Source organism: Mariniflexile fucanivorans (assembly GCF_004341235.1).
GTDB lineage: Bacteria > Bacteroidota > Bacteroidia > Flavobacteriales > Flavobacteriaceae > Mariniflexile > Mariniflexile fucanivorans.
Genome location: NZ_SLUP01000002.1, coordinates 417379 through 434712 on the forward strand (window position 1 = coordinate 417379; position 17334 = coordinate 434712).

13 protein-coding genes are annotated in these 17334 nt (G+C 30.8%); 1 reads left to right on the forward strand and 12 read right to left on the reverse strand.

Annotation, left to right across the window (positions count from 1 at the left end; all coding sequences use genetic code 11):
• The first annotated feature begins 18 nt into the window (after window positions 1–18).
• Window positions 19–792 (forward strand): XRE family transcriptional regulator, encoded by a 774-nt coding sequence (locus tag EV196_RS05405; RefSeq protein WP_132215796.1) that lies wholly within the window; start codon window positions 19–21, stop codon window positions 790–792.
• 146 nt (window positions 793–938) lie between these two features.
• Here the strand turns inward: EV196_RS05405 and EV196_RS05410 are convergent, their stop codons facing one another.
• From EV196_RS05410 to brxL, 12 genes are all read right to left on the reverse strand, one after another.
• The gene (locus tag EV196_RS05410) at window positions 939–2534 is read right to left on the reverse strand and encodes a type IV secretory system conjugative DNA transfer family protein (protein WP_132215800.1); all 1596 of its coding nucleotides are present in this window, start codon (window positions 2532–2534) and stop codon (window positions 939–941) included.
• Between the two features lies 1 nt (window position 2535).
• Window positions 2536–3564 carry a MobB family relaxase gene (gene mobB, locus EV196_RS05415; protein WP_132215803.1) on the reverse strand — a complete coding sequence of 343 codons (1029 nt, stop codon included), beginning with the start codon at window positions 3562–3564 and terminating at the stop codon, window positions 2536–2538.
• A gap of 4 nt (window positions 3565–3568) precedes the next feature.
• Window positions 3569–3928 carry a BfmA/BtgA family mobilization protein gene (locus tag EV196_RS05420; RefSeq protein WP_132215806.1) on the reverse strand — a complete coding sequence of 120 codons (360 nt, stop codon included), beginning with the start codon at window positions 3926–3928 and terminating at the stop codon, window positions 3569–3571.
• A 391-nt stretch (window positions 3929–4319) separates the two neighbouring features.
• Entirely contained in the window at window positions 4320–4517 is a 198-nt protein-coding gene (locus EV196_RS05425) for a hypothetical protein (protein WP_132215809.1), read from the reverse strand.
• A 9-nt stretch (window positions 4518–4526) separates the two neighbouring features.
• On the reverse strand, window positions 4527–4907 hold the full coding sequence (locus EV196_RS05430) for a DUF6876 family protein (RefSeq protein ID WP_132215812.1): 381 nt from the start codon (window positions 4905–4907) through the stop codon (window positions 4527–4529).
• Window positions 4908–4983: 76 nt separating this feature from the next.
• Window positions 4984–5340: a single-stranded DNA-binding protein gene (locus EV196_RS05435; protein ID WP_132215815.1), complete on the reverse strand. Its 357-nt coding sequence runs from the start codon at window positions 5338–5340 to the stop codon at window positions 4984–4986.
• Between the two features lie 1263 nt (window positions 5341–6603).
• Window positions 6604–7677 carry a Card1-like endonuclease domain-containing protein gene (locus tag EV196_RS05445; protein WP_132215821.1) on the reverse strand — a complete coding sequence of 358 codons (1074 nt, stop codon included), beginning with the start codon at window positions 7675–7677 and terminating at the stop codon, window positions 6604–6606.
• Window positions 7677–8255, reverse strand: coding sequence for a hypothetical protein (locus tag EV196_RS05450; protein WP_132215824.1), 579 nt, complete (start codon window positions 8253–8255; stop codon window positions 7677–7679). The genes EV196_RS05445 and EV196_RS05450 overlap by 1 nt, the downstream gene beginning before the upstream one ends.
• A 4-nt stretch (window positions 8256–8259) precedes the next feature.
• On the reverse strand, window positions 8260–9693 hold the full coding sequence (locus EV196_RS05455; RefSeq protein ID WP_132215827.1) for a phospholipase D-like domain-containing protein: 1434 nt from the start codon (window positions 9691–9693) through the stop codon (window positions 8260–8262).
• A gap of 4 nt (window positions 9694–9697) precedes the next feature.
• Window positions 9698–11017: a hypothetical protein gene (locus tag EV196_RS05460; protein WP_132215830.1), complete on the reverse strand. Its 1320-nt coding sequence runs from the start codon at window positions 11015–11017 to the stop codon at window positions 9698–9700.
• On the reverse strand, window positions 11017–15228 hold the full coding sequence (locus tag EV196_RS05465) for an AAA domain-containing protein (RefSeq protein WP_132215833.1): 4212 nt from the start codon (window positions 15226–15228) through the stop codon (window positions 11017–11019). The genes EV196_RS05460 and EV196_RS05465 overlap by 1 nt, the downstream gene beginning before the upstream one ends.
• 91 nt (window positions 15229–15319) lie before the next feature.
• Window positions 15320–17332 carry a BREX system Lon protease-like protein BrxL gene (brxL, locus tag EV196_RS05470; protein WP_132215836.1) on the reverse strand — a complete coding sequence of 671 codons (2013 nt, stop codon included), beginning with the start codon at window positions 17330–17332 and terminating at the stop codon, window positions 15320–15322.
• Window positions 17333–17334: the final 2 nt, after the last annotated feature.

Consider the following 17334-nt stretch of genomic DNA (forward strand, 5'->3'; position numbering starts at 1 on the left):
GCTTAATTTTGTAGCATTATGAAAATGATCGCAAAAAATTTAAAACATTTAAGACATCTTAAAGGTGTTACCCAAGAAACCCTTGCTGATGATTTGCAAGTACTCCGTTCACGCATAAGTTCTTATGAAGAAGGACGCTCTACCCCCTCCATAGAACTCCTTATTCTTATATCTGATTATTTCAGACTCCCCATTGATATTTTATTGCGGAACGATTTAACCAAGGCCACAGACACCTCTTTTATGGAAGTTGGCAATCAAAGAATCTTGTTTCCCATAGCCGTGGATCATGATAACAATAATTTAATAGAAGTGGTACCCATCAAGACTTCTGCCGGTTATTTGTTGGGTTACGACGATCCCGAATATATTGAGCAGTTAGAAAAAATAAAATTGCCTTTTTTACCAACGGGAAAACACAGAGCATTCCCCATAAAAGGAGATTCTATGTTACCTATGAAAAGTGGTTCCTATGTGGTGGGGCATTTTGTGGAAGACAGACATGATATTATTAGTGGCAAGACTTACGTTCTTATAACCCTTAATGATGGTATGGTATACAAAAGGGTGTACAACCATATCAAAGAGAAAAATGCATTGCTATTGGTGTCTGACAACACCTCTTATAAACCCTATGAAATACCCATAAATGAAGTGTTGGAACTTTGGGAGTTTACTTGCAGTATCCATACCCAAGAATATGAAGAGCAGGATCTAAAAATAAGCAGTATTGTTAATATGTTTAATGATTTAGGAGTGGCGTTAAAAGCCTTAGAAAAACTGCAACGCTAATTTATATCTCATCGATGTTGAGAATGGTTCTATTAAAATATTTGAACAAACAACTACTCCTGACCAATAGAAAAGTACTTAATTTCTTAAAAGGATAATGTAGTTACTCAAAAAAATAAACCTATTATTTTGAATGTTAAATTTAACTAACTTTTAAATATGGATCTTATATCCTGATAAATACTATCAAAATTAGCTTTTAAATCTTCTTCAGAATAATTATGGGCTTCCATAGGCAACCGTCTATCAATTTTAGATAGTTTGAATTGCACTTTTTTATCCTCACCATCAGCAAAAGTAATAAATTCGCCTTCTTTTAATCTGAAAAACACATCAGCTCTTATCTTAGCGACTTCACGTTCGCCAGTTGTAATTCGTGTGTCAAAATTGAGGTTATGACCTCGATTAATACTTGTGGTTTCTTTCTTTACAATTTCAAAAAAACGTTCATAATATTTCGCTGTATCTGGATCGTTTACCTTTCCAAAAAATTGATAAGACAGATTGCTTAAAATCGCTTTACTCGCCTTATCTCCATACATCATATCATTTTGAATTTTATCTTGCATCACATAAATGGTGGCAATATTATAACTTCTTAAAGTAGCTGGAATACGGTGCATATTCAATAACCTAATCGTGGGCGCTTCTTCCATCAGTAGAAATGAGTGATTTGAATTTCGAACACTCATTTGTTTTGTTACGGTATGTATGATTGTTGCAATAATGGGCGAATAAGCAGTTTCATATTTCGGATTGTTTACTACTGAAATAACTAAAGGTTTTTCTTGATTATTAATGTCGAGTGTAACATCATCTGCCGACAAAACCATAAAAATACGTTGTGTACTTATTTTTTTTAGCGCATTGGCCAAGGTGCTTTTTACTCCCGCGGTTTGTCTATCGGAATCCTTGCCACTAATAAAAGCATCTGCCATTGCGCGTGATGTCGTGTTGGAACTCAAAAAAGTAATCAAACTAGTTGTGTCTAAAGTTTGATAAAGAGCTATTAAATGTGGTAAGGTGCATAAATGTGGATAGGATGTTCGAAGTTTCCAAATTAAACCGCCAATAAGACCTTCTGCTGCGTCATTGAAGAATTTTGTTGTTCCTATACTTCCGGATTCTCTTTGCTCTAATAAATTCTCTATAAGCACTCTTGCAACCTCGTTTACACTTTCTTCATTGGTCATATATCTTGGTGCTATGGGGTTTACTCGGTCATAAATAGTATCGAATGAAATGACTTTAAAATCAATCTCATTTTTTTCGAATAATGGGTATGCCATTTCAGTAATTTCGAAATTTTTATAATCGTGAATAACTCCAGAAAATTTATGCTTACTGAAATGCTGAAGAAAATTATAAACCACACTTTCGGTTTTTCCGCTTCCTGCTGAACCAATTATTGAAGCACCTCGTTTAATGTTATCTATTTTAAAATTTCCTCCCTTGACCTTAAAATGGACTTGGTGTTTATTATTGGAATCGAAAGTTGCATTCTCCTTATGAAGAAAGACATATAGAACTGTATTGATAAGCAATAGCGGACAGCCAATATATAATAGTTGTGTAAACCATTGGATTAAAAAGGCATTCCGTTTAAAAAGCAAAACTAAACAAATCAGAGTTAAAATTAGATTTATAAAAAAGGCATATCTTGCCATTTTGAATAGACTTAAAAACACCAAGCTCATTCCAAATAATAATCCAATTGTAAATGTAATACCTTGTATTTCCATCTTATATACCTATCGAACCAGATTTAATTGCTACTTCTACACCACGTTTTAGATACCTTATCGTTTTAAGTGCTAACTGCACTTGATTAGTTGGAATACTGGCTATAGGAACTCCAGATTTTGCGAGCATTTTAAAAGCTATCGCTTTTTCACTAGCTGGTAATCCCAACAATGTTGTGAAGTACAATTTTGGATTTTTAATAAAATCTTTCTTCGACTTATAGGATTCTGCATAATTACGTTTGTAACCAAAAGTTTTGTCAAAGGTACTTTCAGCTTTTGTAAAAAATGAATCCCTGTCAAATCCTCGTTTTACTAATTTTCCATGCATTACAACCTCTGAAGCTTTGTGTTTGGATCCTGGTGATAAGCTCACAGAATTAAAAGTATCCTTTCTACTTACTATGATATGAATATGACTTTGGTTGCCTTCTTTTTTCATGCCTTGAACAATACGCTTTCCGTTTTGTTGGTGTGGTGCCTCAGCTTCAAGTTTGGATATTTGAAATTTCAATTTCTTAATATCCCCTTCCAATTGTCCATTCTCAATTTTTCGGATATCTTGTTTAAGCTGAAGTATTTTAGTGGCAAATGGTTGGTTTTCTCTTACTTGCTTATCTGTACCCTTAAATGTTCTTTGGTGCTCAATTTTAGCAAAGTATTTTATATCATCAACAGTTATCGGTTTGCCATTAATGTCTCTATTAAATGATGTTGCATAATCGTTCATGATTGCTCTAGTGTATTTTTTTAAATCTTCAGAATTGTTTTGTAATTTCCGTAGCTCAAATTGACTTGGGCTTACGGTAATTGAATAAAATTTTGGTTCTTTCTTTTTTAGTTTTGCAGTATTATCATCGATTTCTTTAACAACGTCTTTAGCTTCAATTTCATCACCATATTGGTTAAAAAAATGCTCCTGACTCTCTTGCTCTAAACTTTGATTTTCTTTCTCTAGATACTCCACAAAATCGGTTGAACTTTGTGAATAATCTCCACCTAATTTTTGAGCTGTAATTGAAATGTACATAATTTTACAATTGATTATTCGTGTCTAATTTTTCCACAAACTGAACTTTCTTTTCTTTGGGTTCAAACTCCATAAACAAGGATTGCAACATGGCAGTCGTGGGTTTGTCATGGTTCTTTTCGATGTCTTTTATAATGGCAATTACGGCATTGATTCGTTTCTTAATTTCGCTCTCCAGGGTTTGCATATTTGGACCCATAGTTTCATTTGGGGAAATACCATTTTCCTCAAAAAAGTCCAGCATCAAAAGCAAGGTCATGGATTGCGACTTTGACATTTTTTTGCAAAATTTTCGAAATCTTATTGCCACGGAAACTTTTATTCCAAGCTTCTCAAAGCGTTCTTTTTCATATCCTTTATCCATTTTTTCTGAAAAAATTTATTGTTTTTATTGGGCTGCGAGGGTTTTTTCTGAAAAAATAATGCTAAAAACACAAAGTCCATAACACTCAAACGCTGTGAAGCACTGATTTCACTGGTGTTTTGAAAAAACTGAACAATATAACATCGCGCTAGCGTGTTACCCTCTTGCTATTCCTTTTCGTCCCGATTTATCGGGACAAAAAAAATACCATGACATCCAAAAATGTAATGGCTTTTCCAGTAATACGAATTGAAATTTAGTTTTTTAAGAGTGTTTAATTTGAAGTTTAAAAGTATCCTTAGAAAACTACCCTTTTTGTTGCAAAATTCAAAATAACAGAACAAAAAAAGGACCTTTAAAAACTTAAAGATCCTGGATTAATAATTAGCTTTTAAATATTAAAAACATAGTCATAAGAATACAAATTTCTTAGGGCTTCTTCTTCCAAAAGCGTTTCATATTTTAAATGATGTTCTTTGGCGTATCGTTTCAAATCATTTCCAAATTTCTGTTCAACATCTTTTTTGGAAACCGAAACCAAACGTTCTTGGGTTTCGTTATCAAGGTTCGAATAATTGAGATATACCATGATAGAAAATCAATATTCACTAGGAAGCATCAACGTATTATCCACAAAAAATAATCGCAATTCATCCAATGGAAAATCGGTTACATTATATCTATGTGTTTCAAAAATGTTGTCATTTCCATCGCTATAATTAATGATAGCTTCACATTGCTTTTCGGCTCTTTCTTTTTCAGAAAGCCGTTTAAAATCGACTGTCACAAAATAGCTTTTGCTCATTAAACTTTTTGCTATAACTGAAGCATCGGTTACTAACCAAAAACACTCAGCAGTATCTGCCAAATATTTAATACCATCTGTAAATCTAGTTCCTATTAAAGGAATTTTATAAAAGGTTTCTGAACCTATAAAATGTTGCAGATCCGCTTTTATTTTGTTAACTTGTGTTTTCATTTTGATTTTCTTTTTAGAAGTTAATAATGAAAAAGAGGGCGCACTTTTCCAGAGGGACGCTCTCTTTTAATTTTAGTTATTCACTGGCGTTATCATCACCTTTAATGCCTAAAAGCAGGATTTCATTGGCTACCACTTCGGTAACATATCTTTTTTCTCCCTCTTTGGTTTCATAAGAGCGTGATGTCAATTTACCCTCTAAGGCAACTTCTTTTCCTTTGCCTACGTATTTTTCAACGATTTCGGCAATCTTGCCCCATGCCACCACATTGTGCCATTGGGTGTTCTGTTCTTTCTCCCCATTTGAGTTTTTATAAAACTCATTCGTTGCGATTGAAAATTTAGCAACTTTCTTTCCGCTTTCTAGGTTCGTAATTTCTGGCTCGTTTCCTACGTTGCCAATTAACTGTACTTTGTTTTTTAGAGTACTCATAATTATAAAATTTAAAGATTAATATTGACCTATCTGAACCCTTCAGAAAGGTTTTGTTATTGATTTACTTATTATATCCAGAGCGTTTTCCTTTTTTTGTTTTTTTAACTTTTGCTGCGCTTCCTTTTTATTGATTTTGTAAGATTTCATTAGATTCATTTTAGATTTACTTCCCACAGAGCCGTCACTGTTACCTTCTTTTTGTTGCTTGGTGCTGTTCAATATTCAGCTTTGTGAAGACATATAAAAAGTGCGAAGCATGAGCCTGGTTATGCTGTCGTTCAAAGCGGAATGTTGTTATTTTGCTGTCAAAAAAAGGTAAAGCGGTGTTGGCTTGGTAAGTGAGTCTGAATTCTTTGTGAAATACAGAATCAAAGGAAGTGGAACAAAATGCAAATATATTTTCATCCTATTAAGCGGACTTGATTTACACTTTTTACTGGAAATGAAGGATCCCTTGCCAGAGAAGCGGAAAGGGTTAACGGAATGGAAAGTCAAAAGTGTGGATTATGTCCAAGACCTTTGTTAATGAAGCGCTTTTCCCGAAATGAAGTTTTTCGCGGCATGCAGGGGAATGTGCTGCAATGGATTTGAAAGGAACAAAATAAAAAAAGCCACTAATCATCAATTGACAATTAGTGGCTCCGATTTATGACTTAACCAAATTTTTGAGTTTAACAATGCGCTCTTTTAGTCGGTTTATCCTTTTATTGGCAATGGCTTTTTGTTCTTTTTCAAAATTATCACAAATTTTATAAGTTATGAGTCTCACCAGACCCCCTCTTTTCAACTACATTAACATTATGAATATAATCTAAAATACTAATCTAAAGGCCGTCTCTTTTCTATGAAATATTTTGCAAGTTAAACTTATTACAAATTTTGTTATATATCCCCTCTTAATTGCAAAAAACGACAAGACAATACCACCCTCGGCGGAAAAAAGTGAGCATAGTTAAATTATCAATAACTCATTGTATTGTATTAGTTTAAAGCCGTAAATGAGCTGGTTCAAATTATCCGCTTTTAATGGTTCTTATCATCCGTCCCATTCATCAAGTGCATTACTTTGATCTGAAGTAAGGTTTATTTGCTTAAAATGATCGAATATGTTCATGATTTTTTATTTCTATTCAAATATTAAAAACATCTATGCATTAGATGTGCATATAAAAAATTACTCAATGAAAAGTTTACTTAGTAATAGACTAATATTTAATTAAAATATCTAACAAGACAATACCAAGATAAATTCATCTTAATTTATATCTCCATTTCTGATAGAACATGATCCAATTTGTTGGGTAAATTTTTTAAATTTTTATCAAAAAAGATATAAATACCTAAATCATTACATTTTTCAATAATATCAGTTCTAGGTTTATATTTACATACTAAAATAGACTTACTTGTTACCCCACCGTAAAGACGGTTAACAGCTCGAATTTTATTAATATCACTTTGAATCACATTTCCAGATTTACACTCTATAAAAATTAAATTCTTACCTGTATTTACAACAATATCAATTTCATTTTTCTTATTAGAATTATCCAGTTTTGAGAATAATTGAACATTTAGTTGAAGTTCGTAAATCTTTTTCCAATTTTTAATTGCGTCTGCAACAACCAATTCCCACCATATACCACAAAAAGCTATTTCGAATGCTTTACTATTTCTAAATTTAATTTGATTTTGATTATCTTTTAAAGTAATCAATGGCTTATTCCAATTAAGCAGATTTTTTCCTTTTGAAAAACTGAAATTATTACATTTTCCTAAATCTTTAATTTTGAACCTAACATCCTTCGCTGATTCTTTATATAGTTCAGTGCTTGAGATTCTTGAAATTTCTTTTGAAAAATTAAATTCATCTGTATTAAAATCAGTGATATTATTTGAAGAATAATTATTGTGCCCTGATAAAGTAATAAAAATCTTTAATTTAATTTTAGAATTAATCGCGGAATACGATTGTGTTCTAAAATCATATATTTTATGACCCTGATCAATGTAGAAAGAGCTAAGTGAAAAATCTTTGAATACATGTTGACATGCCAAAGCCATTACCTTCGTGCCACCTGTAAGATTTAGTTCAAAAGTATTTCCTTCATGTTCGATTAAAATCTCTTCAATTGAAGTCTTAATTTCTTCAAAATCATATGGCTTAACCTGTTTTGAATGAAATACTATTTTTGGAAAAAGACTCTCTAGTATAGGAATATGATGTCTCGAATCCTTAGTGTAAATTAGATGAGCTATCTCAGGTTGTTTTTCAAATAAACCCCAAAATACTGGTGAAATCTGACCGCCTAGAATTGTTATTTGATGTGTCATTATTTTAGAAATATTTCTGGTTGGTTAGTGTCTGGATCGTAAACAATATTTAGAACTTCAGTACCCGGTAGTGGTTTCCTTAATTCCTTTATATAACCTTCGAAATCTACATAAGTAATTTTACATCTATAATCTTTACCAAAAATAGAAGCTGCTGCGACCATAGATTTTTTACCTCCGGTTATATCGATTGTAATTTTTTGTGAATCAATTTCATATAATATCTCTTTTAAAGACTTATAAATAGTGTTAAAACTTGTATCTGAAATAGTAATCAAATTAAATTCGTTCTGTACAAACTCTTCAACCCGATTAATAACCTCTTCCTTATGTTCAGTTGTAATCACATAATGCTTAATTGGCTTTATAGTATTTGCTGTTAAAATAATAGGTTCTGGTGAGAATCCGAGCATTGATATTAGTACCTCATCTTCATTAAAGAGTTTTTTATATTTACTTTGAAAACTTTCAATAATTTCAGGAAATAATTTATCGAAATAAAGCTTTTCAGCCAATTGAAAGTTTCCATGTTTAGCTAAAGCCAACCATTCGTCTGTATATTTTAAATTAGATTCCATTTAATTATTCAAGTGTTATTTTAGCATTTTTGTATTTTAGGAGATACGACTCTAAATTGTAATCCCTTATCTTTATCTGATTTCCAATATTTAATATATTATTGTCAAAAGAAGCTTCATAAGAATATTTACCTATTTGTAATTGCGATATTTTATTATTTTTTACTTTATAATAACAGGGAATTTCATCAATCAGTTTTACAAGGTCACTGTTAGACTTATTCAACTTAATTGTTATATCATCTGGTAGCGGTTTAGGGTTAATTTCTTTTAATTTACAGTGATAAGTGTAATAATCAAAATAATTACTTTTATGTGGCGATATTGTGAAAACATAAGGAGCTGTTCTAATTTGCCATTCAATAAAAGCTTTCAAATTTATATTTTGATTATCTTCCAAAATAACACCAACTTCAAATCCATTTTTCAATCCATGATTGCCATCAATATTTGCGGTAAAAATCATACTTTGCTCTGGAGTAATAATCCCTTTAGAATGATTAAAAACATCTCCATAAATTATACAACCCAAATTTGCTAACTGGGTGCATCCTTCTAAATGATCTGCTCTATAATTCATTCCTCTTGAAAAAATATAAACGCTAAACCCTTTTTTTAAAACAGACCTGAGAGCGCCAATAAATTCTGGTAAACTATTTAGGCCTACAATATTATAAGTAGATAAAAACACATCTCCAGAAGAATTTTCAATAGTTTTAACTATTTCATCATATAAGGATTGATTATAATCCTCAAAAGTGAATTTTAATTTTGATTTAATCTCTAAAACTTTTGTGTTTTCAGAAATATTTTGTCGTCTTGAAACAACAAACTGTTTATTTAAATTTGCTGTTATGAACCTTGTATATTCTGTGCCATTTTGAAAAATTTCATCAAAAAGTCTATCCAAATGATTTAAGGCTTTTGTATCACTTATAAAAATTCCAGTTTCAGGATTACTGGTTAAAGATGGCGTAGTTATGTTGGCACTTGTTAATAATCCTTTTTCTTTATCTGAAATGATAAACTTTGCATGTGCTGTTCTCGTTGCTCTAACGTGTGCACCATTTGAATAAAGTTTTTTAACTATATCTAAATGAACTTGATTGAAGTTTTCAATCATTTCCTCTTCAGACAATAGTGAAGTCGAAAATTTTGAATCATCTAATTGGGTTAAAATAAAAACAGCAACATTCGAATTCTTTAAAACCCTCTCAATTTCTTCGTAAATTTCATGGTCTGTAATAATAAATGAACATAATTTTATAGATGCCTTTGAGTTTCTTATTAACTCGATGATTTCTGTTTTTATTGAATTTTGACTAGGTAATGTGACAAAAAAATCATCTCGCTCTAACCATGGATTGTTATTTCTATCTTCATTCAGAACGAAATACCCACCTTTAAATTTACCCTTATCGTTTATTATATTATTCATTGATTTATTCTTCTATATGCATATGTTTGTTGATATCAATCTTTTCGAGTAACTCAAACTCTTCGAGTAAAACTAAAGCTTGTCTGTAGTTTTTATAACTAAACAATCTTTCAGTAATGTGACTTATTTCCAGCTTTTTATCTATAGCATCTTTCAAAAAATTATTTATTTCTAATAAATTATATACGAATGTTGAATCTGTTTTAAATGAAATAAAGACTATCCAAATACCATTATTAACTGATATTCTTTGATACTCTCTACCTCTCTCTAAATTCCTTAATAACTGACTTCTATTTGATTTTTGGTTCAGTAGTAATTCTTCAGTAATATTTATTCCAATTTCAAACTTGGTATTGATAATCTCTTCTTCAGATGAAAACTTCACATTATAAAGCTTACTTAAAGCCAATTTTAAATCCTCACTAGTTATAAATTGAAGTTTATCTTCAACATTCTCCTTATCAATTTCTACCCAATTGGATACAAATGCGAATTTATCGTTCTCACTTTTATCCTTCCATGTATCAATTCTTAATTCAAGTTTTTGAATTTGATTTTTGATTTTTGATGCAAAAGACCTTATTTTTTCAAAATCGCCTACATTAGAAAAGCCATCAATAATCTCTCTATATGGCTTATTATCCTTAATCATTAAACCCACTAAAATAGGCATTGACATTTTGGTAAAATCAATCGTTTCAATTACCTCTAGACCTAATGGTATTGCCCAAAACTCCCTATCATTTTGATGAATATTAAATATGTTTTCAAGGACTTTTTCTTTATTCAATGGTTCATGAACAATATTGGGTTTGAATGGCTTGTACGAAATTGTATCACCTTTTGAATTCGTGTAATATGTAAATTCGTTTTCATTAAAAAAAGATTTTAGATACTTAGTAGAATATAGTTCATTGCTTAAAGGCTTAAAGTCTATACCATCCAAATAAAAATTATGCTGTCGCTTTTGAAATCTCTTCTCTGTAGCATTAATCAAAATATCTTTTCCTCTCTCGGTAACAGTAAATTTATTTTCTCCTTCAATCAAATCTTCTGATTTCATTTGCTGAATTCTCAATTCAATACCTCTTTTTTGAACACTTAAAAAATTTGCAATATCAAAAGCAGACATGCTATTGTTTAAAAGAATACATTTAATAATTGCTCTATCTAATTTTTCTAATGGGTCTGGTGTACTATCTAAAATGGTTGCATGAATACAATAAATAGGATATTGCAGGTAAGCAATTGATTTTAATTCAATGCCCTCTTCTTTTTTAACTTGATAATACCTTTCTATGTCTAAATTAAATAATGCCATTAACCTCTTATTAATTTAAGTGATACTTGTTTCTTTGATTTATTAACTTCATCGATTGAAACATAAAGCACCATTCCTTTTTTATATTCTTCTTTAAAATTTCTTCTCGCACTAAATGGTAAGTTTGAGTAATGTAAAAGCCCTGTTATTCCTTCTACAATTTCCACAAACAAACCATAATCAACTATATTCTCAACTTTACCAATAAACTTTTCTCCTCTTTTAAAACTTATGTTGTCCCATGGGTTTGGTTGAGTTTGCTTCAATCCGAGCGATACCTGCTTCTTTTTTAAGTCGTAATTTAAAATCTTAACTTTAACATCCTCATTTATTTCAACCACATCACTAGGTTGATTTACTTTAGACCAACTTAAATCTGATATATAAACAAGACCATCAAGATTACCTAATGAAACAAACGCACCATAACTCTCTAACCTCTTAATTCTTCCTTCAATGATACTCCCTTTCTTATTTTTTTCCATAAAAATTTCAAACGGTGATTTTAAATCAGTGTAATCGGTTAATTCAACAAAATTTCCGATTTTATCAATTTTACTTAAATCCACTAATCTTGAAAATAATCCTGTATAGTCAAACAAAGTATCATAGTGGCTTCTTGGGTCTGTTAGTGTCTCTGAATTACCAACTAGAATTAATTTCTTTTTAGCTCGTGAAAAAGCAACATTTAATCTTCTTGCATCATCTAGAAAACCAACTTTTTTGTTTCGTTGATCTGGTGATGCAGCTCTGGTAAAGCTGAAAACGATTACATCAAACTCCATTCCTTGAAAAGAGTCTAATGTAGAAACTTCTATTAAATGTGAGTTATTATCATGTTCTTTCAGGAATTTTTTAATATGCTTTACTTGTGATTTATATGGTGCCACAACAGCAAAATCATTTGATGTAAGCCCTGATTCAAGAAGTTTAGGTATAACTAAATTACTAATACAATACGCTTCGGAGTCGTTTTGAGCAGAAAAACCATCAAAACTTTCATAAGAGTTTTGTGCACTTGATGTATTTATGAAAATCACTTCTTTTTCAAAAGGACTTGGTAGCTTTAAAGTATTTCCAAAAGTATGCTCTCCCATTTTAACTTTACCTTCATAAAAAGAATCTGAAATAAATTCTCCAATGTGAGGGTGCATTCTATGCTGGTAATTTAGTAATTCCTTATTTTCTACGGGAAAAAGTTTGTTTTTAATTCTCGTCACAAGAAATTCAAAAAATGAAGTTTTTAAGGCATGTTGAATATCTTCTTTCAAAAAATTCTTGCCATATTTGGATAAAGGAAAACTTGTAGCCTCTTTTTCATCAAGTAAGCTTCCATCGATATACGGTGGCAATTGCATTTGGTCACCCACAAGAATTACTTTTTTTGCCATTGAGATTGCAGCTAGAGTTTCCGAAATATTAGCCTTGCCTGCTTCATCAATGATAACAGTATCAAATTTTAAATTATATTCATTTAATTCTCTATCCGTTCTAACACCAATACAAGTTGCAAAAGCCACATCAATGGATTTATATAAAAGTGGTTTGATTAATATCTCTTTTTCATGAGATAAGTTTTTTCTCCATTCAATTAATAAGCTTTTCAACCCACTTAAGAATGTGAATGATGTTTTAGACAGCATTTCTAAAAATTCATAATTCTTATTGAGTAATACCTCTTTGAAATTTTCTCTATAATTAGCACTATTTTCTGATATAATTTTCTTAAGAGCAGGTCTTACCGCAATAAACTCAACATCTCCACCTTGTGTTAATAGGTAATCTATTTGATTAATGTTTGTTATAATTAATTTTTCAAAATCTTCCGAATAAACTTCGATCAAATTATCGATTTGATATTGTCTTAAATCTTCCTTTATCCTTTGAGCATTTCCAAGTCTTATACAGGTTATGGCTTTATTTCTTGACACTTTCTCAAGTACATTATCAACTGCAATATGGGTTTGACTAGCAACAAGAATTTTTTCTCCTTTAGATATTAATTGCTCAACTACCTCTGCTATAACCGTAGTTTTACCGGTTCCTGGGGGGCCTTGTATCAAAAAAACATTGTTATTCCCAACTGCTTTTTTAACCGCCTTAACTTGATTATTATTTGGCTGTTTCTTTTCTGTTTCCTCCAGAAGTTTATTTATATAAGATAAATTAATTTCTTCAGGCGGTTTTATTTTATCAGGTCTTACTAGCAATGATTCAATATGGTCTAAATTTAATTTCTTATCAAAAAAATCTCGAATAACTTCTCTTTGAACTTGATATTGACGAAGGGAAACCTTTGGCTCTATGTAAAATCCTTTATCCAAAATATCTAGAGGTTTATTGAGGTATTTTAAGTGTAATTTGGTTTTGTCATTAGATGCTTCAACTATGGCATCACAGAAAATAACTAATTCTTTATCTCTGTTTTCTCTATGAGACATTTCTTCCGTTCTAATAGCTACCATCTGATTTTCATCACCATTTTCTACAAATAAATCATCTAAATCAAAATGTATCTCAATAGCAGTTTCAGTAATTGTATTAGGTATTACCTTATAACTACCTACAAAAACCCTAGCCGTTTCATTACCCTTTCTTTCAATATCCAACTGATATTCTAAAAATTTATCGAAAATAGAAATGGAAAGTCCTTCTTCTCTTAAAATAGCTCCCGACTCCTTTTTTAATCTATTCAGAGCTTCAAATGCCAATACTTTATTTTGAATTTTTAAAAAATTATCTATTTGACTGGACTCCAATGGTTTTGGATCTAAAGGCGATAATACTCTAACTTTACTATTTAGTAAAAAAGTTCCTTTATTTAAATTCCTCTCCTTATTTAATGAGTCCTTTTTCTTTGTTCTCTCTAAAGACAAATTAGTCACTAAAAAACTAATTTCATCATAATCTGTGGTCACTAAACCTGACAGATAAACCTTTTCATTAAACAAAATCCAATTATTCTTAATACTTTCTTCACTTTTATCATACCAAGTATTTAATCTAACCCAATACTTTTGCTCTTCTAAAAACTTTAAGGCTTCTTTTTCAGTCGAATTTTCACCCATAAAAGGTAGTAAGGCATTTTTAAAATCATTCTCCCATGCTTTTGTATTAAAATCAAAACTCACAATTAATGTTTTCTTAAGACTTAAAGCACTTGAAAACAATTTGTTGTCTTCTTCAAACCACTTTAAAACATTTTCACGGTCTTCTTTGTTTGCAACGGAATAATAAATTGATCTTTTGAACGTAGCTACCGATTTTAAATCCAAATCTTGAGTTTGAAAATCCTCATTATCAGTTGCAATTTCATCATCTAATTCAACTTCTTCATGAATTCCTAATCTTAAAAACTGATTGACTTCATCCCTACCATTTAAAATAAGATTTAAGGAATCACCAATTTTAAAAACCGACCTTTGATCAGAAGTTATATTAATAATACCAAAAAGTTCTTCTTTATATTTTACAATTAGCTTGTTAATTAATATTTCCTCAATGACACCATTTAGTTTTTGGTTAATCTTGAGATTACTCCATATTCTTTTTTCGCTTGGCCGTTCATAAAAATGTTTTCTACTTACAATAACATTCTTATTTAATTCATTCTCGACCACTACAACTTTTATTCTATACCCTACTTTTAGATCAGAAAATATTTTTTGAGAATTGAAAATATTCCAAGATAAATTTTGAAGAGGAAGAATTGCTTTTTGTTTATTAAAGAAATCAACAATAATCAATGAAGGATATATTATTTCAATAATATCGGTTTCGATTACGGTACCTCTTTCGATCACTGCAGCTGTTTCTACCTCATCAATATTATCGCTATTATGTTTTAAACTATTAGCATAATTCACTAATTCCTTATAATTCTCTATTGAAATTTTTGCATTCGGACTAGTTTCAATTTCTACATTAATTTCATCGAAATATTTTATTGCTTGATGCAAAGAAATATTTAATTCCCTTAAAACTTTATTTAACCTGATAAAATTATATTGAGGTTTATTGATAGACTTTAAATTAACCGCTCTATCAAAAGTTTGTTCTGTTCCTACAATAGGCTTTTTCACAAGTTCAAAGTAGACAAAATCTCCAATGTTAAAATCTTTAAATTCTTTAAATATATAAGAGACTCTTTTATCGAGATCATATTCGATAAAACCCAAATTTGAACTTATTTTAATTATTTCGCCTTCCATAAATTGATAAAAAAAAGACACCTAAATACGTAATATTTAGATTATGTTATAAAATTAGCAAGTATGTATGCAGTACAAATGCATAAAAGATTTACAATTTCAAATACGTCACCTCACAAGACTTACACTTTCTTCTGGTTTGATCCAATTCAGCAACATTAAAACGCCCCTCTATCTTTTCAAAAATGTCTAAGCCTCTGCCAAGAGTAATTTTCCAACCATTATCTGCTGCAATAAAACGGTCATGATGTTGTTCTAACCTATAAGTCAAATTGATTCCTAATTCTAAGACACTTGAAATCAACTCTTCAAAATAGCCTATTGATTCATTGATGTATTCTTCATTATTCCACGATATAACTTCAAGATTAATTTCTTGCTCAGGACCTTTATTATTACCTAGCATGACACAAAACTCCAATAAGTTATTGAACTGATATGGCATCCGGATATATGGGTCTTGTATTGTAATATTCTCCGCTGTTTTTAGATACTCAGCAAATAGTTTTTTATAGGATATACCTGTTTGATTGTCTTTTAAAATAACCTGATGCGGTTTTAACTGTATAATTGGTTTTACAACTTCTGAATGCCCATCCTCAATTTTTGAGTCTTCTTGCACCTCAATTGCGGCCTTATAATTTAAATTTTCTAAAGTTTCAGGAAACACCTCTTTTCCAGAAGAATGTATGGTATATTTAAACTCTACAGGTTCCGACCTGAAGGTTTCATCAATGATGTATAATTGATCTTTTACGCGTTTCCTACCTTCGATACTAAAGTCCAATAATTCAAAAATTTCTTCGTCTGTTAGTATTTGGTTAGGATAAATAATTTTCACCAAACCAGAAAATGTTTTTCTAATGGCCGTTTTATCTCTCGTTGTTAATGATCCATCTAAAGACACTTTATCATCTAATATTGCTGAGAAATCAGACTTTCGCATTTCACGAAGCAATTCTGCTAAATAATCCACGATAAAACCATATTCCGACGAGAAAACAGATGTTTTTAAAATGCGAACCTCCCAACCAGGAATATACATATGCATTCTATCTAAAAAAGCACCTTTTAAATAGCCTTCTGGAATGGATTCAAACAAATGAGAGTTTTTCAACATATAAGGCACATTGTGCTTTGTGTTCCCAATAAAAGCCATGGAAGCCGTTGCTTGATAGGTTTCTTTACCACGGTTAAAACTTTGGTTAGCCATATAGTTTTGCATGATTTTTACCAAATCTCCGTCGGTTCGCTTCCCTCCTTTTTCTTGTTCAAATTCATCCAAGGCAACTACGTCCCAATAACCCACTAAACCAATAGCTCCTTTTCCTGTATTATTAACAAAAAGTCTAGCCTTTGAAACATCACCACCTGAAACTAAGACACCATGTGGTGACAATTCAGAAAATATATGTGACTTCCCTGTACCTTTTGGTCCAAGTTCTATAAAGTTATAGTTATTCTCAACGTGAGGAATTAAGCGTGATAACTGAATAAACTTATCGCGTTTATTAAAGTATTCTGGATTCAATCCAATACTATGCATTAATAAATCCAGCCATTCATCAGTTGTAAATTCTTTTCTTAAACCTACATATTCTGATAAGTTTATATTAGCTACTTGAATAGGTTTTAAATCTATTATCATCCATCTCATATTTATATCATCAGCATGAGAATAGCCAACAGTTAGAATACACCAGACTCCACCACCACTTAATAATTTAGGATTATCCAATACCATCTGATCTGCAATAGGGACTTTGCGTATACCTAGACTAGCAAAATCCGCCTCATACATATTTGCTTGCGCATCGTTTAAGGTCACATTTATCTTATCTATAATTTTATAGCTTCCGGTATTTCGTATTCTTGCCTTTACGAGTTCCGCATCCGACCTATGTACATAATTATTCTGTATCACATTTCTAACCGTCTCTACACCTGTATTTATGATTTCATCATCATCAATAGCACAATGTTGACCTAATAAATATTCTAATACATAAGCAGGAACAGGATTGTTACCCTTTACCAATGCTGTTAAATCTTTTCTAACAACCTTCCCTTCAAAGTGCTTTAATATTTTCTCTTTTAATTCCATAA